Source organism: Bacillus cereus group sp. MG16 (assembly GCF_040459875.1).
Lineage (GTDB): Bacteria > Bacillota > Bacilli > Bacillales > Bacillaceae_G > Bacillus_A > Bacillus_A paranthracis.
In genome coordinates this window covers 4,347,001-4,365,997 of the sequence record NZ_JARVHE010000001.1, presented here as the reverse complement: position 1 = coordinate 4,365,997, position 18,997 = coordinate 4,347,001, and the positions used below count along the sequence as shown (strand labels likewise).

Sequence of the window (18,997 nt, the reverse complement as noted above, 5' to 3'; positions counted from 1 at the left end):
ATCGATAAATTATTTATGTAAAATGGATTGTTATTTGGAGTTGAGAATATTGAACAATAAAAAACCTACAGTTATTGATATGTTTTGTGGTTGTGGTGGTTTATCAAGGGGATTTATGGATGCAGGTTATGATGTTTTATTAGGCATTGATAATAATGAGTCTGCTTTAAAGAGTTTTAAGGAAAATCATAATGGGGCTATTGCTATGAATGGAGATCTATTTCAAGGATCTACTATATTAGAAATGGCGCATCTTACAGATAATAAAAGTATCGACTTAATAATTGGTGGTCCTCCTTGTCAAGGTTTCTCATTGACTGGAAAACGTAATGAAAATGATGAGCGTAATACGCTGTTTGAGGCTATGGTAAATGCTGTTGCATTTTTTCAGCCTAAAGCTTTTGTATTAGAAAATGTGCCTGGCTTAGCCACTTTATATAAAGGGAAAGCGAAGGAAGCTATTATGAAGGAATTTGAAAAATTAGGATATACAATAACTTCCAAAGTTTTATATGCTCCTGATTATGGAATTCCGCAAATAAGAAAACGTTTATTTTTTGTTGGATTGTCAAATGGTATGGAATTTGAATTTCCAGAACCGGTTCTTACCCCAGAAAATTATGTAACGTGTGAAGATGCCATTGGTGATTTACATGATTTCGAACAGGATTTAGGCACAGATATTAGTGAATATTTAAATCTTCCTAAAACAGTGTATCAAAAAAAAATGAGAAAGTATGCTAAAAACTTATATAACCATGTAGGGACAAAGCATACACCTGAAGTGATCAATGTCATCTCTCAAGTTCCAGAAGGAGGAAATCATAAAGATTTACCACCTGGTGTAGGAGAGAGTAGAAAGTTTAATGAAGCTTGGACCCGTTATCATAGCAAAAAGCCTTCCAAGACTATTGATACAGGGCATCGGAATCATTTTCACTATAAATATAATAGGGTACCGACAGTTAGAGAAAATGCTCGATTACAATCGTTTCCAGATGACTTTAAATTTTCAGGTAACAAAACAGAACAATATAAGCAAGTTGGTAATGCCGTGCCCCCATTATTAGGATATCACTTAGGCATACAACTAAAAAAATATTTGAATATAGATGGAGAATAGCGATGAGTCAGTATAATTTAATAGATATTTTTGCTGGTTGTGGAGGACTTTCTGAAGGATTTGAAAAAAAAGCTAATTTTAACATGGTAGCTGCTGTAGAATGGGAAAAGCCTCAAGTGCAAAATCTTATAAATAGATTAGTAACAAAATGGAAGATAGAAGATGCTGACAAAAGAGTACTGAGATTCGATATTCAACGAACTGAAGAGTTATTTAATGGTTGGATCAATGATCCGAATTATGGAACCCATGAAGGACTAGATAAATTGCTACAGGGAAAGTCATTAGATTTAATAATTGGTGGTCCTCCTTGTCAAGCATACTCAGTAGCGGGTAGAATACGTGATGAAAATGGTATGAGAGATGACTATAGAAATTATTTATTCGAGAGTTATTTAGAGATTGTAAGGAAGTATCAACCTAAATTATTTGTCTTTGAGAATGTACCTGGAATATTAAGTGCTAAACCTGGAGGTACACCTGTTACAGAGCTTATGCAGAATGCCATTGAACAATCTGGATATGAAATAGTTGATGACTTGAAAAGTTATGCACAAATAGATTTATCGGAATATGGTGTCCCGCAGAAAAGAAAACGTGTAATCATTATCGGTCTAAGAAAGGACTTGTATCCAGATGCGCAAAAACTTCTAAAATCATTCTATGTGGAACATCTTCCAAAATATAAAGAATCTACTCAAACGGTGAATGACACAATTAAAGATTTACCTAAATTATTACCTTTAGATAAAGAAATCAAAGTTAATGGTAAAAAATTTTCGCATTCTTTAAATTATGAAATTCCAAATCATTTACCGAGATTTCATAGTAAACGGGACATTGGAATTTTTAAACTATTAGCTGAAGATATTGAAAGTGGTCAATATAAATATACGTCTAGTGAAGCGTTAAAACAGCTTTACACTCAAATTACAGGAAAAAATTCAAATGTTCATAAGTACCATGTATTACGATGGGATCAGCCTAGTAATACCATTCCAGCTCATCTTTATAAAGATGGTTTAAGACATATTCATCCTGATTCTACTCAGGCACGTACAATTACTGTACGTGAAGCTGCTAGATTACAGACCTTTGATGATGACTATGAGTTTATATCTAGTACAGGAGATAATTATAAAATGATTGGAAATGCGGTTCCGCCCAAATTCTCAGGGAAATTAGCTGAGGCTATAGAAGTACTATTATAAATAGTTTTTTAGAGAAGCTTATACAGGCTTCTTTTTTTTATGTTAAAATATGCTAAATGATTATGAAAGGATGGAGCTTATACTTAGGGTGAAAACAATTACATACACAGGAGGTACAAACTATGACATATTACATGAAAAAATTAGGACAGCAAGAGTTAGGCAGTATTAAAAAACCTGGTGATAAGGCATCTAGAGGAAGATACATATATATTTCTAAAGATGAGAAGGTTCTTTCTTTTTTTCCACCATTGTCTAAAAGTGTGAAAAATGATTCATCTTTATTACCGATTATACCTTTATACACAGAACACAAAGAAAAAATCTATTGTAATTATATTTATCATAATGATAAATATAATGGAAGTACCTCTGCAAAACCTAGAGATGAATATAGAATCTATTCCAATAATGCTTTAGAAATGTGTCAGTATTTTTTTGAAGCAGGAGATATTATTGTAATGAAAAAAGATGAAATTATAGAAGAAGCAAGGCAAACTGTTTATTATTTAGAAAGAATAACACCCATTGAATCTGCACTTTATCAAAGGTGTGAAACTATTATTGATGAAAGTGATATTGGTGGTAAACATGCGATTTATGAAGGGATTTTGGATGAGATTGAAGCAAAGATTAATCAATTATCTATAACACCCTTACAAATAGTTGTAGATACTAGTGTTACTAAAAAAATGGAAACCTCTGACACGAAAATTGAAGATTTATTTAATGCTACTAGTTTTAGAGATTTTACTATGGTGGCATACAGGGGGAAATGCGCAGTAACTGGAAGTGTTATTAGGTGTAATAATTTTCTTAATCTAGAAGCTGCACATATAAAACCTAAAAGTCATACTGGATCATACCTCCCTAATAATGGATTAGCTTTAAGCAGGGATATTCACTGGGCATTTGATAAGGGATTCTTCACATTAAATGATGATTATACGCTAAGAGTACATCCTGCAATTGAAAGTGATTTTTTACAAAAATACAATGGAAAGCAAATTTTTATTCCTGAAGAGGATTTTTTTAAGCCTGCAATTGAAAGTATTCGTTATCATAGAGATAATGTGTTTGGGCTCTTTCTGACATCAGGTAGATTATAAAGATCGGTTTCTATTCTTAATAGTTATATATATTGTTTTAGGTAAAGTAGGGCGGTTGTAATGTCACTCTACTTTACTGTATTTTTTTTATTAACTACGTGTATATTTAAATGATTTCTAGTGTAATTTAAAAGTTTTGTGATGTAGTATGATCTCAAAAGAATTTTGAATGAGGGGTGGTTATTTAGGCAATGTTAAATAAATGAGTTAAAAGTTTTAATTACATTTAGTAGAGAGATTTATATTAATAAAAACGAATGTATAGATTCAAATTTGACCTAAGAATAATCTTCTAAAACTAATGATAATAAATTTATATATAAAATATCTTTATTTGAGTGTGATACCATCAATGGAAGATCAAAATAATGAAAGCATCCCCATACCACCCTACAACAAACTAATCCGAAACAAAATCCCACAAATAATAAAAACCAATGGAAAAACACCCACAACAAGAATTCTAAAGGAAAAAGAATACATAAAAGAACTACGCAAAGAAGTACAAGAAGAACTATCCGACCTACTAGAACCAATAAACGCCCTATTCGAACACGTAGGGTACAACACTAGAAGAAATATCAACACCATCCGTAAAAAGAAAGCAGAAGAAAGAGGCTCTTTGGTGCATGGAATGTCTGCCAGCAACCACTATATTTTATTACTGTCAGAATTACTAAGAAATTCAATAATAGCAAGCAAATATGACCTCGAATGGCCTCGGACTAGCGACCTTCATCCTGTCAAGTTAAAGGTCTTGTTTTACCCCTATATTAGTGATACCGGATTTTTTCTATACAATTCCCCTTGCACCTCCCCCAACGTCACCCCCTAACCTAAAGAAGACAAATCAAAAAGGGGGGACCAAACCACTCATGAAAACCACCACAAAAGAAAAAAGAAACACCATCATCATGCTACTACTCTCGGCCGCAATAGGAATCTTTTCGCCACTACTCATGTACATCACACTGGCACGTAAAAATGAGGTGTACAAATATCATTGCCGAAAGGCGTTCAACTTTCATTTGTTAATTTTTCTTCTATTTAATATCAGTTCGCGTATTAGTGATGTTTTGTTTTGGATCGTATTTGTTTTTGAGGTCGTTCAAGTGATCATTGTTGCGTGGAAAGTAATACGCGATGAACCATGTCGCTATTTCATTCGAATACCGTTATTTAAAGAAGATAAGTATGCGGTGGAAGGAGAATAGGCGATGAAACAAGAAGTGGAGATAAGGGGAAAGCGAATTTTTATTATGATTGCTGTGTTGTTTATTGCGATTTATATCGTTTTACAAAAAAGAAAGTATGAGTACTTTTATGATGGTATTAGCGAGTATGAAAATCGTTATAGAGGAAATGTTCCTTTTGTATTACTTGTTGTAGGATTGTTTCAATATTGTAGGCAGAATGAGGTGAGTTTTTCTCATATGCTTCAGTATGTGAAAGAGAAGTTAGCGGAGTAGGTGATGATATGGCGTGGATGATTAGTGAGTTTGCAAGTGTTGGGGATGTTACGGTGCGGACGCTTCGTTATTATGACAAGATTAATTTATTAAAGCCGAGCGATTATACTGAGGGTGGGCATCGGTTATATACGAAAGATGATTTGTATGTGCTGCAGCAAATTCAATCGTTTAAGCATCTCGGTTTTTCGCTTGGGGAGATTCAAAATATTATATTGCAGCGTAGTGTAGAGACGAAAGAATTTTTAAGACAAATGCATTTTCAAAGGGAATTGCTTTTGGCGGAGCAAGAAAGAATTGCGAAGGTGCTTTCGCATATGGATGAGTTGACGAAGAAATTTCAAAAGGAAGAACAAGTGGATGTCGCTTTGTTTTCTTCGTTTTTGCAAACCTTCATATGGGAGAAAGAAAATAAGGAATGGTTAGAGGAACACTTTTCAAAGGATAGTGTTCGAGCGTTTTATAACAATAAGGATTTAAAAGAAGAATTTGAGCAACGTTTTATGGATGTAATAGGGGAGTTGAAAAACTATAAGGAAGAAGAGAAGGAACCAAGTCATCATGATGTTCAAGTTACCTTGAAGGGATTTTTCAATGTAATAGCAGAGGTAACGAACTATCTTGATATACCTCAAAGTGATATAGAGGATATAATCCAAAAATCAAACCTTCCACTATCCGAATTCCCAGCTCTCTTCACAACTGAAGAAGAAAACTATATAAAAGAAGCAATGCAACAGTTTAACACCTAGTTAAACTGTTTTTTTATGCCAATCTACAATAAACTAATATGTTCTCAATCCATAAATAGTTAATAAAATGAAAAAATATGTATGATGAAAATTTTAATAAGCTGTGAAAAACTATTCACAGCTTATATAGATATATTATTTATTTTTATGATCATTTAGAAATTCTTCAATCTCTAAATAATCAGTATCGGTTAATGTCCCATTCTGCCAGGAAGAATATAATATGAAAGATAGTGAATCTATGCTATGAGCTGAAAGAATTAATTTTTCATAATTAGTATTATTGGTATAAAAAACTTTATATAAAATTAATTCTGTATTTGTTTCACGTAGTTCATAATAAAAACTATATTTAGGTAAATTGATGTAGTTTGCTATAGATAAAGTAATAAGTGTTAAACTTGTAATGACTTGCATTATATGAATTAAATGATGACTTAAGGTTAAAAGCGTTATATTGTGAGTGCTACCAGGAAAAGATATGTTGAAAAGGGAAGTTGCGATACTGTTAGAAAAACTAAAGATAATTAGCTTTATTAATTGTACAAAATCATACTGTTCTCTTAAGATATTCAGCAAATCAGTCCCATATAAAATTTCTATAATTGAAAGAGTAGCAACAGTGAAAATTATTTCTATTATACTCTTTATCGCCAAACTAATTCGGTCTGTTCCAGTGAGTAATGTGTTTTTCAAGGATTTCTTGGCAATAATATCTTGATAAAAAGCTATACAAATTTCAAAACAACGAGATAGGAGTCTTAAAAAAACAAAAGTGTATATAACGAATAATAAATTCTTTATATAGGAAAGCTCTATAACCGAAATCAAAGTAAAAATTATGACTATTATAAGAGTAATTATAGCTGTAAATACAGAAATAAGGAGATTGGTTTGATTCCTCAATTGTACATAGGATGTTTTTTCCTTCTGAAGCTCTTTTTTCGAAACTCGAACAGAATTAAATGTATTGAGTATGGAATCCTTCACTGTATCAGGAACAGTAGTTTTTTTTACTATGTCTGTGATAGCAGACATATAGTTACTTTTAGTATTTGCGCTTTCAATTTTTTGAAATAGGTCAGACGAGTCTTTGAATGTGTATGTTTTTCCATCACTATCAGGTATTTTGCAAGATTTTAACTCTCTTAATCTCAAATTATTTTCTAATATTATCTTTCCTAATGTTGCGGCAGAATATTCTGCATGCATTATAGAATATAGTGTGTATAGTGCCATTAATAGAAGGGATAGATACAAAAATAATATAAATGCAAAGGAAAACGATAAAAAGAAAAAATTCACAAGTGAAACTATGGAATTTATTTCTAGAGAATTATTTAGATAATGAATCGGCTACACTAAGTTGGACAGATACTATAAGGGCTAGTAGACTTAACATACTAACCTAAGGGAGCGTGCTACTATGTCACGTCAACGTCGAACTTTTACACCAGAATTTAAACTTCAATTAGTAAAGCTATATGGAAATGGAAAGTCCCGTGCAGATATCTGTCGAGAATATGAAATAACGCCTTCTGCGTTGGATCGCTGGATTAAGAATCATCAAGAAACTGGGACATTTACTGCTAAAGAAAATCGGACAGAAGAAGAAAATGAGTTAATCAGATTACGTAAAGAAAATCAACGTTTAATGATGGAGAATGACATTTTAAAGCAAGCAGCGCTGATCATGGGACGAAAATAGATGTGATCCGAAATAACACTCACAAATATTCAGTATCAGCAATGTGTAACGTCCTTAACATCGCCAAAAGTACCTACTACTATCACGCCAAGCCGCGTGAACAAGACGCACATGAAAAAGAAGACGTTGAGCTTTCCAACGAAATAGAACGACTCTTTAAAGAAAGCCGTAGTAACTATGGTACTCGTAAACTCAAAGTAGAATTAAAGAAACAGAAGATGGTCGTTTCTAGACGTCGAATCGGTCGAATTATGAAACAATTAGGACTTGTATCAAATTATACGGTGTCACAATACAAGCCGTATAAACAAACCTGTAATGAAGCACCAATCAAAAATGAGTTACAACGTCAGTTTAAACAAGAAGAGCAATTAGCTGTAGTTGTCAGTGATTTAACATACGTCCGTGTTGAAAAAAAATGGCACTATGTATGCTTATTTGTGGACCTTTTCAACCGAGAAATTATAGGTTACAGTGCTGGTCCAAATAAGACAGCAGACCTTGTGTATAAAGCATTAGCGAGTATTAAAGGAAATTTACATAACATCAAGATGTTTCATACAGACCGAGGAAAAGAGTTTGATAATAAACTGATTTCAGAGGCTTTAGAAACATTCAGAATTCAACGATCATTAAGTATGAAGGGCTGCCCCTACGATAACGCTGTGGCCGAAGCGATGTTCAAAGTGTTTAAAACAGAATTCGCAAACGGAGCACACTTCGCTTCTCTTGAACAGCTCGCTCTTGAACTTGATGATTATGTTCATTGGTTTAACAACATTCGAATTCACGGAACACTAGGCTATTTAACGCCAGTGGAATATAAGAAACAGACCTTATAAAAATTGTCCAGTCTAGTGTTGACATTCCATAAACATAAAACGTAGCTATAAAGAATATAAAAATATATAGTAAGATAACTCGTGTAGAAAATTTTTTGGAGATATCCTTAGATATATAATAAAGTAAAAACGTATTAATAATATGAAGAATAAGAAGTATAGTGGCAATAGTTAAGCTAACTACATCCTCGTTTTTTAATGTCAAACAGAAAATAAAGAGAGTAATTATAGTAATCAATATTATTTTTGGAGAGAGTAATTTTTTTATATTATCACTTATTAAGTTTAAAAAAGTAGAGTACATATTATTAATTGGAAGAGAAGAAAAGTGAGAGTAAATAAAAATAAAAGCCCAAGCAATGAAAAATGAAAGGAATTTTCCTGAGTTAGTAATAAAATTCTCATGAAGTATATCATTTGGATTGATTGTTAATTCGTTTTTCATATCTTTAAAGAGAATGCTAGAAAGGAAGATTAAAATCCAAAAAAGTAACTGATACAGACCGATAGTGGTATATTTTGGTTGAGTTGAAGTAGATTTATTCATGTAAAGCACCTTTCTTAATTAATTCGATAAAATATTACATTAGCATTATAACATAATTAATAAATTTATTAAGGGGTAAGAAATATAATGTATTGTATTGTATATAAATTAGAAGAACTATCCGACCTCCTAGAACTAATCAACGCCCTAGCCGAACATGAAGGCACAACACTAGAAGAAATCAACAACATCCGAAAAAAGAAAGCAGAAGAACGAGGTGGCTTCTCAGATCGAGTATTTCTAATCGAAGTAACCGATAACTAGCCCCTCCTAAGCCCCTTACAAGCCCCTACCAAGTAATAAATCACTAAGAAAAAACATAACAAAACAAAAACACCAACAAACACCGTAGTAGGAGTCGAAAAAAAATTTGAAATAACACGCCAAAAACCCTGCCAACCTCCCATATATATTATGAAGAGGTTTTTATTTTGAACGGAGACGGGAGGAATTAGGATGGCGGTGTATCGTACTGTGCAGGTGAATTTTTGGCAGGATGATTTTGTTTTGGATTTGACGCCGGAGGAGCGGTATTTTTATGTTTACTTATTAACTTGTTCGAAGACGACGCAGTGCGGGATTTTTCCTTTTCCGAAGCGGTTAGCTGAGATGGAGACGGGTTATAATCGGGAGACTGTTGATAAGCTTGTGCAGCGCTTCATTGATTATGGGAAGATTCTTTATGATGCGGATACGCGGGAGTTATTCGTTTTGAATTGGCTTCGTTATAATCCGGTGACGAATACGAATGTGGAGAAGTGTGTGCTTCGTGAGCTTAAGGGTGTGAAGAATAAGGAGTTTGTACATATGTTTCTTCAGAAGTGTGCGGAGGAGGAGATGAATGTTCCGATGCTGTTAGCGCATTTCGGTATGCCTGGTGATTTGGCTATGGATGATGTAGAGCCGGCTTGTGAGGAGGCAGAGGAAGAAGAGGAAGAAGTTGTTCAGGAAGAGACGGGAAGTAAGGTGTTCACGTTTTATGAGCAACATTTTGGTAGTTTGTCTCCTTTTACGGTGGAGGAATTGAATGCATGGATGAATGATTTGTCAGAGGAGTTGGTGCTGAAGGCTCTTCAAATTTCGTATGAGAATAAAAATCGGAAGATGGCTTATGTGAAGGGGATTTTGCGTGGTTGGTACGGGAAAGGGTTTACGAAAGTGTCTGAGGTTGAGGCGGATGCTGCGAATTTCCGGAAGAAGGGGTCGTCTGTTAGTACGGGGGAGACGGAGGAGTTTTTGGCGAGGTGTGAGGAGTGGGAGAAGAATACGCCGTCTGAGGAAGAGTTGCAGCGCTTTTTAGCGGAACGCGGGTGGCGGCCATGAGTATTCAAAATGTGGAGGCGGAAAAAACGGTGTTAGGTTCTCTACTACTTGATGGAGAGCTTATTAAGGAGTGCCGTTTGACGGAGCAGTATTTTTCTATGCCGGTGCATAAGTCTATATTTCAGTTAATGCGAAAGATGGAAGATGAGGGGCAACCGATTGATCTTGTGACGTTCACTTCTAGAGTGGATCCGAAGTTTTTGAAGGGGATCGGGGGAATGGAGTATTTTATAGGGTTAATGGATGGTGTGCCTACAACTGCCAACTTCTCTTATTATGAGGGGCTTGTTCGAGGTGCCTGGAAAATGTATCAGGCGGGTGTTCTTGGGCACAAGATGGGAGAGCGTCTTATTGCGGAGAAGAATGAGGGGATTATTGGTGAGACGATTACGGCACTTTGTGAGTTAGAGGAGAAGGACTGTGTATGTGAGTTTGATTTGAAGGATGCGCTAGTTGATTTATATGAAGAGCTTCATCAAGATGCGAAAGAGATTACTGGTATTGAGACGGGTTATACATCGCTAAATAAAATGACGTGCGGATTGCAGGAAGGAGATTTTGTCGTTCTCGGTGCTCGTCCTTCGATGGGGAAGACAGCGTTTGCGCTAAATGTTGGACTGCATGCGGCGAAGTCTGGCGCGGCGGTTGGGTTGTTTTCGTTAGAGATGAGTAGTAAGCAATTATTGAAAAGGGTAGCTTCTTGCGTAGGTGAAGTGTCAGGAGGTAGGCTGAAAAATCCGAAGCATCGTTTTGCGATGGAAGACTGGGAAAGGGTGAGTAAGGCGTTTGCGGAGATTGGTGAGTTACCTCTTGAGATTTACGACAATGCAGGGGTTACGGTGCAAGATATTTGGATGCAAACTCGTAAGTTAAAGAGGAAGCACGGTGATAAAAAGATTTTAATTATTGTAGATTACTTGCAGCTTATTACGGGCGATCCGAAGCATAAGGGCAATCGTTTTCAAGAGATTAGTGAGATTTCTCGTAAACTTAAGTTATTAGCACGTGAGTTAAATGTTTGTGTAGTAGCATTGTCGCAATTGTCTCGTTCTGTAGAGTCGCGTCAAGATAAGCGTCCTCTTTTATCTGATTTAAGAGAGACAGGGCAAATTGAGCAAGATGCGGATGTCATTATGCTTATGTATCGCGAAGATTATTACGATAAGGAAACGAAGCAGAAAGAGATGACGGAGATTCATGTGGCGAAGCATCGGAATGGACCTGTGGGGAGTTTTAAGTTGAGATTTTTGAAAGAGTTTGGGCGGTTTGTGGAGGGGAAATAGTGAAAAGACTTGAGTATTACTTTGCATATAAAATAAAGCATAAGTTTTCCACTGTATTCACTTATGCTTTATTTTTTGAATATGTTCCTTATTTCCCCATAAAGAAAGATCGTCTCTCCGCAGTAATCCATTGCTCCAAGTCATCTTGGCTACGTCGGACAAGGCGATTTACTAAAACATCATGCCATACATAATCCTCTAATAAGTATATATGAACGGGGTCATCTGTATAAAAAGCAATATTACGCTCTTCAAGTGATGGGCCATAAATCATTTCTTTAGAATCTATTGATAAAATAAACCAATGCTCTGTAGAGAGGGTTTCTGTATAAGTTGTTATACGATGGGCTTCTAGATTTTTAATAGGATTTTCAACATGCAGGGTAATGCCTTGTACTGTGACTTTATCAGCTACCTCAGCTAGGTCCTCTTTTAACGCTTCATACATTTCATCCCACATCGAAATGACAATACGTTTTTCTGCTTTTTTTATTAATGTCTGACAATAGCTAATGATTGTTTGATTGTCTTTTAAAGTAATGACTCGATTATCCGTTTTTTCTTCGGAAGTTTCTAGTTTCTTTAATGAATCACTAATTCCTTCATAAGTAGACTGCCATTCTGATTGAGCCTTCTGTAAAAAGATTTCAACAGGTAGAGGTGAATAGCGGGTGGTATCATTTATTTCTTCTTTCATGACAATTCCTTTTTCTACAAGGTTACCTAAAATCTCATAAATTCGTGCTCTTGGGACACCCGAATCCTTACTTACTTGATAGGCTGTGACAGGCCCTTGTTTCACAAGAGATACATAAGATTTAGCTTCATATTCATTAAAACCAATTTTTTTAAGCTGTTGCACTATGTAGTCCACTTTTTTTCCTCCGATGTTTGCTTTTATATTTTAACGTTACAATAACTCTTTACATTTAGCAAATTGATAGTTACTATTACAATAGTGACTAAGGGGGAGGCTATTAGTATGGATTTTTATTTAGACCCATCTGTATTAATGATTTTGATTGTTTTTGGGTTTGTGGCTGCATTTATTGATTCAGTTGTAGGCGGTGGTGGATTGATTGCCTTACCAGCTTTATTATTTACAGGATTGAATCCAGCAAGTGCAGTAGCCACAAATAAGCTAGCATCGACAATGGGAAGTGCAACTAGTAATATTGTGTTTTATCGTTCTGGTAATCTTGATTTGAAATCGGCGTTTAAATTATTTCCAATCACTTTCATAGGTTCCATAATAGGGGCATGGACCGTTCATTTAATGAACCCAGAAGTACTGAAGCCGTTGATGCTGATCATGCTTGGTGTGGTCGCTATTTATACGATATTCAAGAAGGATTGGGGAAGTATTTCCACTCATAAAAAATTGTCTGGTCGACACGTCATTATTTTTACCTTTTTTATTTTTGCTATTGGTTTTTATGATGGATTTCTAGGTCCTGGTACAGGTTCATTTTTAATGTTTTCTCTTTTATTTATTGGGTATGATTTTTTAAAAGCAGCAGGTACGGCGAAGTTTCTTAATTTAGGAAGTAACGTTGGTGCATTGTTCATGTTTATGTATGTAGGGCAAGTAAACTATGCGTATGGTTTTATAATGGGAATTGCTCAAATTGCTGGAGGAATTGCCGGATCCAGATTTGCTATAAAAAAAGGAAGCGGGTATGTTCGTGCTCTTTTCATTACCGTAACTTGTTTATTGTTAGCAAAAAATTTGTATGACTATGTGCAATAAGTAATGTAGAAACGGTGAACTATGCAGGCTACATAAATATAATAATTCCTTTTCACATTTTTTAGATGCTATCTTATTCGAAGATAGCATCTAAAAAAGTCTCATTTAAAAGAGAATGAAAATAATAGTAACGAATATTTTCCCGGGGTATGTTTATCTATTCTACATTCTTTTTATAATTAACCCGTAATAAACTCTTAAAATCCACCTCAGCAATCAACACACTGACTAATATAAGTGTCGCTCCTAAATATCCTTTCCCGGTAAGTGTTTCACCTGTGAAAACGAAAGCAAAGCCTGCGGAAAAAACAGGTTCTAATGAAAAGATAAGGCCGGTATGTGTAGGCGTCGTGTATTGCTGGGCAATTACTTGCACGATGAATGCGACTGCGGTGCAAAATATGCTTAAAGCTAATATGATTAGCCATGAGTTGATCGTACTAGGAAGTTTTGGTGTTTCTATCATGAATGAAAAAATAAGACTAAATAGGCCGACGAAACCTAGTTGCACTACTCCAAGTGCAATGGAATTAACATGTTTCGTTACGCTTCCGGTAATGATGACGTGAATGGCATAAAATAAGGCTGACAGTATGCAAAATATATCACCGTTACCGATTTTGAATTCGCTCGTTAATGTTAATAAGCCGATTCCTATAATCGTTAAAATGATTCCTACTATAACTTTCTTTTCCGGAATGTGTTTTAAAAATATGGCTGATAATATCGGAATGAAAATAACTGTGAGACATAGTAAGAAACCGGCATTAGAAACACTCGTATACTTTGTGCCGAAAGTCGCGAAAATGTAAACGATAAATAAGACAGAAGCGAGTATAAATGCATATTTTACCGTTTTAAAATCGACTTTGAATAAATGTTTGTAAAATATTAAACCTGATAAAAGAAAGGCAATAAGAAATCGTAATGCGATTAAATTGTATTCTTCTATGCCTTCGAGTCCAACCTTTGTAAGTAAGATGGATGCACCCCAAAAGAATGTAACTAGTAGTAGCCCTAAATCTGCTTTTAATTGTAGTTTCATTTCTATTCCCTCGTTATGTATAAATTTTATAATCCCATACCCCTATCCCCATTTTTTATTTTAATATTAATTCTGAATATTTTAAATGTAAATTTATCGACGTATTTTTCTTTTCCGAATACTGGGGAAGTATTGGTATGTATAAAAAAAGGCCCAGTTTAGAAGGACTTTTTTCTGTGAGATTTTATTTGTTTACATAATATCTTTACAATCATTTGATAAAATAAAGTCAACTGCGTATTGTGAGGGTGGGTGGTTATCCCTTCTTTCCATTTGGAAGGAAAGGGGGTGATAATATGGACTTTTTGTTTGACCTTGTAAAAGAGTTTGTCAAAGCGACTATGCGCGAAGTTTCAGCGTATTTTTTGCGGAAGCAACTTCTAGATAAGGACAACAAAAAACCCACTCCGCGCCGTAGGAAGCAAAAGGGTGGGTTTCGCAAAAAATAATAACGTATAATAACCACCACCCTATACGGTAGCAGTTAGGGAAGAGATGTTAGCGCATCTCTTCTTTTATTATATGCCATTTTAGTGGATGTCATACTTATATAGTACTCTACCGAAAATATATCATATTCCTATTTTATGGTCAATTTGATTACATTTCCTCCATAACATCATACCGAAGCAACTCTCCCTGATCATAAAACCTCTCAAAAATAATCCCCATTACATAGAAGAATACTAGCCCGAAACCAATATGAATGAGTGTAAAAGTTGCTCCAAATGAAGAGAATTCATACACGAGAATTGGCAATTTCGCAGTTGTCCAAACGCCTAAGAAAAATACGATGTACCGAATGCTTGCACCTTTTTTTAATAGTAGTGCTGCGATTGGAAAGGCGACGTAGAGAGGACCAGCTGCAATGCCTCCTAATAATAGAGAAAATAAGATTCCGTATATACCTGATTTTTTGCCCATATATTTCATGAGCGTTTCTTTTTTCACCCACTGATCAAGTAGCCCTACAAATAGTAAGACAGGGGGGAGGAGAAACAGCATATCTAAAATGCTATTTCCTGTTAGTTGTAATGCACTCCATCCTAAAGATTGATTTATAAACGTTAATATGAAGAGCCCGAGTAGTAAGACGAAAAAGAAGCGATATCTTTTTAGTTCTTTCATACCATCACCATCCAAATGATATAGGAGAATAGAAGTGACATGAGCAAAGCAGATGCATTACGTGCGTAAGCAAAGCTTCGTCCGAATATTTTTTGTTCCATCGGCATAGTTGTAAGTCCTACTGACATGAGGGTAGACATAAGTACCGCAACTTGAGGTAGGCCTGCACCGTGTTGGACTAACGTATGACCGAGAGGAAATACGACGAAGCTTGGAATAAGTGCAACGGAGCCGAGTATTGCTGAATACACAATGCCGATAAACCCTGATTGCTCCCCAATAATAGAAGAAATAAAGGACGGCGTTAATATAGAAAGCGATAAGCCAACGAAAAGCATGATGGAGAGCATCGCAGGGAGAAGGTTGCGAAACATTTTCCATGACTTCATTAGAGCATCTTTCGTTTTACTGCGGTCCTTCATAAAAGAAATCCCCGTAAGAATAATGGCTAACGTGTAAAGAATCACGCCGTTAATCATGATCGGATTCCTGTAAGTCTTTATATTTACCCAGGAAAAAGGATAAGTTCTTCATTTTTTCTTCAATATCCATTTGAAAATCTGCCAGTTGTTCTTTTCCAGCAGGCGTAATTTTGTACATCTTTCTTGGTTTGTCTTGATGATCTGTACTTACATAAGATTCAATGGCGCCTTCGTTTTCTAATTTTTTTAGCGTACGATATAAAATGGCACTATCGATTGGATTGACGGGAAGTTCTTCCTCGCACTTTTGCAGTAATTGCCCGCCATAGTTATCGCCCTCAGCTAAAAATAACAAAAGAAATGCGCCTGTATGTCTTCCTGTATGTTTCATGGATATACCTCCTAGAATGAATTAGAATTTATACTGTTAATAACAGTATAAGGTGCATGAAATGCTATGTCAATTTGAAAATGTGCAATCTCAAGATAGGGGCTGTACATCCAAAAACACAAAAAAAGACACTCTCAAGAGTGCCTCTCCTTAGCAGCCGAATCCGCCGCCCCAACAGCTAGCGCCAACGATGATTAATAAAATAAACAGTACAACAAGTAAAGCGAATCCGCCGCCGAAACCGCAGCCTCCACCACAACTACCGCCATAGCCCATATTAACTCCTCCTTCCATAAAGACCATTAATTAATGGATTTAATTCACTTTATGTTTTTACGGATAATCTTGAGCAGGTCCTTTTGAAAAATAAAGGTGCTTAGATTTTAAAAGAGTTGACGACCTTATTTTTGTCACCGCTATTCAGCTGATGACATATTGTATTTTATTCTGTGCATTGGGGGAAGGAGGATCTTTATGGCTAATTCTGAAATGATTTTACGTTTACTTACGGATTTAAAGATTGAACAGCAAGCTTTAAAAGAACAGCTGGAAAAAATGCAAACAGTTGTGAATACTCTTGAAGAAAAATCAGTGATTGTGGAAGAAAAACCAAAGACTATTGAAGAAAAACCAGCTGTTGCTGCTGCAAAGCAAAGAGCTCATTCTGGACACCCAACATCTTTTCGTGCTTGGAGAGCATCTGCTCAAAGGAATTCATAAAAATATAAGAAAAGAAGACATCAATTAAGATGTCTTCTTTTGCTTGTACAATCCAAATGCGATAAGAAGGTATATATCCATATTGCTTTAAAACTAAGAAGAAAATAACGATTGTCGACTCCTGTTTTAGTATAGCATGTTATAATAAAGATTTTTATGTAATATTGCATATATATAGATTATATAATGTTAATCTTGTATATTTTAGTTGTCTGTTATTTGTTTTAATTCATTTACTTATATTATTTTTTGAGCGCCCCAGTGATGGGGCCTTTTTTTATAATTGTGTTAAAGTAGAAACCCCTCAAGGATAAGAGAGGGGTTCCATAACTAGGTAAATGATTATTAGTGTTTAATGAGATGAAGCTCAGGATATTGTTTCTGAATTTCTTCTAAATGATTTTCGTTTATCCCTTTTAAAGTTTGATCGAAAAAGCTAGTTACTAGTTTATTAATGAGTGTATAATTTGCGGCTACATCTTCACCGGGTTCATTAATAATACGTGAAAATGCTGCTAAATCTGTAAAACTATTATGATTTGTTTTTGGAATTACAACTGTGTATGCGCCAGGTTTTTCAATGGTTTTATTTCTTAAATAGGATATTTCAAACAATTCATCTTGGATTCCACTTGTCTTTTGATTCTCCGCTTCTTTCATATACTGAATGGTAGCTTCAGCATTCATCAACATGAATGGTTTTTGAGGGCCGTCTTTAGGTATTGGATCCCCATATAATCCACCGTCCATATCAATTGCAGCTTGAATACGATTATCCTTTATTAACATTTGCGCGGCAGTTGCTCCTCCATAAGAGTGACCTAACATGCCGATTTTGTCATCGTCAATTAAATTTGCAATGGCTGTAAAGTTTTTATCAAAATTGCCTTTTATTACTTCGTTTAAAACAAAAGTAGTATCCTGTTCCCAATTTCGAACCATGTTATTTAAAGCGTTAGGTGTAAATTCAATTGGTACGGAATCTATACGTTTTCCATTAGGGAAAATTGTTGTTGCTGCGTATCCTGTGAAATTAAGAGCGATTACTACATAACCTTGACTAGCTAATTCTTCTAACTGGAATGTATTTTGTTGTCCGTATAATTCCATACCGTGGCCGAATAAAAGAAGGGGGAATTTTTCCTTAATTTGAAGTGGTTTAGCATCTTGATAAGAATGTGTTTTTGTCAGACCTAAATGTGTCGTTACGATATACGGAGCACCTTTTGTTACACCCAATTGTTCAGCGAGGGCGTCTATGTTCTCAAAGTAGGCAGAAGGTTTCCCGGATCCTTTTTCGGCAGGATAGTACACTTGTATCATTAGTTCACGATTTCCGTGACTACTGGGTACAATGGTTTCTTTTCGATTTGTATCAATTAAATGAAAAGCTTTCGTTCCTACTGTATATTTTCCAGTAGGCTCTGGGAGTGTTATGATCGGAAAAAGTAAGGGTAACGCAAACATTGCAATAGCAGTTACGATAATTCCTAACCCTTTTAAAATTTTCATCACGAACTTTTTAGAAACAGCTGTAGTTTTTGGTTTCAAAAAAACTTGTAATGTTAAAATGAACAATAAGAAATAGGTGGGGATCATACGCCAGTTTGCGCCAATTACAATGATGGTGGCAAATAAGAATGCATAATTGATTAGTAAAATGACTATATTTTTCTTCGTCAAACCACGTTCGATAAAGATGGGAGTGATGCTAGATGCAAGCAATACAGCAACAAAAATGATTTCTAACATTTTTAGCTTTAGCTCCTTTCCAAATCATATAAAAATAGATTGATAATTTATAATCTTATCAATCATATAACCATCATTGATAATTGTATGCATGTAAGTAGGTTTAGAATGTTTTTATATAACATCTTAAGAAAAAGTACTCATATGAGTACTTTTTCTTAAATAAATTACTATTTATTTTTTAAACCGTGCCCCATAAATGATAAACCATACCAAAGACAAAAAATGCGAGTCCTACAAATAAAACGATTAAAGCAAGCATTCCATTTTTATTATGTTCCATACAGTTAGCTCCTTTTTAGTTATATAGAAAAAAGCCTTTAGTCGTAATTATGGCTAAAGGCTTGGATCTTCATACTGTGTATTTTATAAAAAAGTTGTACTTCTGTATTAATTTGGAATATGATTATTTAAAGAGTAGG

At 35.0% G+C, this 18,997-nt stretch carries 20 protein-coding genes and 2 pseudogenes; 14 read left to right on the top strand and 8 right to left on the bottom strand.

The annotated features are described in order from the left end of the window. Positions 1–49 precede the first annotated feature (49 nt). The 7 genes and pseudogenes from QCI73_RS22800 (at position 50) to QCI73_RS22770 (ending at position 5,664) form a co-directional block, all read left to right on the top strand. Positions 50–1,123 carry a DNA cytosine methyltransferase gene (locus tag QCI73_RS22800; protein ID WP_242296150.1) on the top strand — a complete coding sequence of 358 codons (1,074 nt, stop codon included), beginning with the start codon at positions 50–52 and terminating at the stop codon, positions 1,121–1,123. 2 nt (positions 1,124–1,125) lie between these two features. After that, entirely contained in the window at positions 1,126–2,334 is a 1,209-nt protein-coding gene (locus tag QCI73_RS22795) for a DNA cytosine methyltransferase (RefSeq protein ID WP_353823810.1), read from the top strand. A 122-nt stretch (positions 2,335–2,456) separates the two neighbouring features. After that, positions 2,457–3,443, top strand: a complete 987-nt coding sequence (locus QCI73_RS22790) for an HNH endonuclease (RefSeq protein ID WP_242296152.1) — start codon at positions 2,457–2,459, stop codon at positions 3,441–3,443. Between the two features lie 382 nt (positions 3,444–3,825). Next, a pseudogene (locus tag QCI73_RS22785) lies at positions 3,826–4,062 on the top strand (nucleoside triphosphate pyrophosphohydrolase); the annotation flags it as partial. 256 nt (positions 4,063–4,318) lie between these two features. After that, a complete protein-coding gene (locus QCI73_RS22780; protein WP_353823809.1) occupies positions 4,319–4,657 on the top strand; it encodes a magnetosome magnetite crystal formation protein family in 339 nt (112 codons plus the stop codon). Positions 4,658–4,660: 3 nt separating this feature from the next. Continuing rightward, positions 4,661–4,912 carry a hypothetical protein gene (locus QCI73_RS22775; protein ID WP_353823808.1) on the top strand — a complete coding sequence of 84 codons (252 nt, stop codon included), beginning with the start codon at positions 4,661–4,663 and terminating at the stop codon, positions 4,910–4,912. 8 nt (positions 4,913–4,920) lie between these two features. Further along, entirely contained in the window at positions 4,921–5,664 is a 744-nt protein-coding gene (locus tag QCI73_RS22770; protein WP_318160833.1) for a MerR family transcriptional regulator, read from the top strand. A 135-nt stretch (positions 5,665–5,799) separates the two neighbouring features. Here the strand turns inward: QCI73_RS22770 and QCI73_RS22765 are convergent, their stop codons facing one another. Continuing rightward, the gene (locus QCI73_RS22765) at positions 5,800–6,876 is read right to left on the bottom strand and encodes a hypothetical protein (RefSeq protein ID WP_353823807.1); all 1,077 of its coding nucleotides are present in this window, start codon (positions 6,874–6,876) and stop codon (positions 5,800–5,802) included. 214 nt (positions 6,877–7,090) lie between these two features. Here QCI73_RS22765 and QCI73_RS22760 point away from each other — a divergent pair. The 4 genes and pseudogenes from QCI73_RS22760 (at position 7,091) to dnaB (ending at position 11,367) form a co-directional block, all read left to right on the top strand. Further along, positions 7,091–8,214, top strand: a protein-coding gene (locus QCI73_RS22760) for an IS3 family transposase (protein WP_085964333.1) whose coding sequence is annotated in 2 segments (ribosomal slippage) — positions 7,091–7,337 and positions 7,337–8,214 — 1,125 coding nt in all. Because the reading frame shifts where the segments join, the coding sequence is not laid out codon by codon here. A 649-nt stretch (positions 8,215–8,863) separates the two neighbouring features. Further along, positions 8,864–9,025, top strand: a pseudogene (locus QCI73_RS22755) (nucleoside triphosphate pyrophosphohydrolase); the annotation flags it as partial. A 192-nt stretch (positions 9,026–9,217) separates the two neighbouring features. Beyond that, a complete protein-coding gene (locus QCI73_RS22750) occupies positions 9,218–10,084 on the top strand; it encodes a DnaD domain-containing protein (RefSeq protein ID WP_353823806.1) in 867 nt (288 codons plus the stop codon). Continuing rightward, a complete protein-coding gene (dnaB, locus tag QCI73_RS22745) occupies positions 10,081–11,367 on the top strand; it encodes a replicative DNA helicase (RefSeq protein WP_353823805.1) in 1,287 nt (428 codons plus the stop codon). The genes QCI73_RS22750 and dnaB overlap by 4 nt, the downstream gene beginning before the upstream one ends. Positions 11,368–11,455: 88 nt before the next feature. On the opposite strand, the gene QCI73_RS22740 is transcribed toward dnaB, so the two are convergent. After that, positions 11,456–12,241 carry a TrmB family transcriptional regulator gene (locus QCI73_RS22740; RefSeq protein ID WP_262725230.1) on the bottom strand — a complete coding sequence of 262 codons (786 nt, stop codon included), beginning with the start codon at positions 12,239–12,241 and terminating at the stop codon, positions 11,456–11,458. A 108-nt stretch (positions 12,242–12,349) separates the two neighbouring features. Here QCI73_RS22740 and QCI73_RS22735 point away from each other — a divergent pair, with 108 nt between their 5' ends. Continuing rightward, complete coding sequence (locus tag QCI73_RS22735) at positions 12,350–13,117, top strand: TSUP family transporter (protein ID WP_000348434.1); 768 nt, start codon at positions 12,350–12,352, stop codon at positions 13,115–13,117. Positions 13,118–13,274: 157 nt separating this feature from the next. Here the strand turns inward: QCI73_RS22735 and QCI73_RS22730 are convergent, their stop codons facing one another. Then, a complete protein-coding gene (locus QCI73_RS22730; protein ID WP_353823804.1) occupies positions 13,275–14,162 on the bottom strand; it encodes a DMT family transporter in 888 nt (295 codons plus the stop codon). A gap of 296 nt (positions 14,163–14,458) precedes the next feature. Between QCI73_RS22730 and QCI73_RS22725 the strand changes: the two genes are divergently transcribed. Continuing rightward, positions 14,459–14,611: a hypothetical protein gene (locus tag QCI73_RS22725; RefSeq protein WP_000346671.1), complete on the top strand. Its 153-nt coding sequence runs from the start codon at positions 14,459–14,461 to the stop codon at positions 14,609–14,611. Between the two features lie 151 nt (positions 14,612–14,762). On the opposite strand, the gene QCI73_RS22720 is transcribed toward QCI73_RS22725, so the two are convergent. The 4 genes from QCI73_RS22720 to QCI73_RS22705 form a co-directional block, all read right to left on the bottom strand. Next, positions 14,763–15,290: a permease gene (locus QCI73_RS22720; RefSeq protein ID WP_353823803.1), complete on the bottom strand. Its 528-nt coding sequence runs from the start codon at positions 15,288–15,290 to the stop codon at positions 14,763–14,765. After that, positions 15,287–15,769, bottom strand: coding sequence for a hypothetical protein (locus tag QCI73_RS22715; protein WP_353823802.1), 483 nt, complete (start codon positions 15,767–15,769; stop codon positions 15,287–15,289). Before QCI73_RS22715 ends, QCI73_RS22720 begins: the two co-directional genes overlap by 4 nt. Beyond that, positions 15,762–16,103: a PadR family transcriptional regulator gene (locus QCI73_RS22710; RefSeq protein WP_000683189.1), complete on the bottom strand. Its 342-nt coding sequence runs from the start codon at positions 16,101–16,103 to the stop codon at positions 15,762–15,764. Before QCI73_RS22710 ends, QCI73_RS22715 begins: the two co-directional genes overlap by 8 nt. A 150-nt stretch (positions 16,104–16,253) precedes the next feature. Then, entirely contained in the window at positions 16,254–16,379 is a 126-nt protein-coding gene (locus QCI73_RS22705; RefSeq protein WP_000540377.1) for a YjcZ family sporulation protein, read from the bottom strand. Between the two features lie 198 nt (positions 16,380–16,577). Here QCI73_RS22705 and QCI73_RS22700 point away from each other — a divergent pair, with 198 nt between their 5' ends. Beyond that, positions 16,578–16,823, top strand: a complete 246-nt coding sequence (locus QCI73_RS22700) for a hypothetical protein (RefSeq protein WP_353823801.1) — start codon at positions 16,578–16,580, stop codon at positions 16,821–16,823. Between the two features lie 345 nt (positions 16,824–17,168). On the opposite strand, the gene QCI73_RS22695 is transcribed toward QCI73_RS22700, so the two are convergent. After that, on the bottom strand, positions 17,169–18,575 hold the full coding sequence (locus tag QCI73_RS22695; RefSeq protein ID WP_353823800.1) for an alpha/beta hydrolase family protein: 1,407 nt from the start codon (positions 18,573–18,575) through the stop codon (positions 17,169–17,171). Positions 18,576–18,997 lie beyond the last annotated feature (422 nt).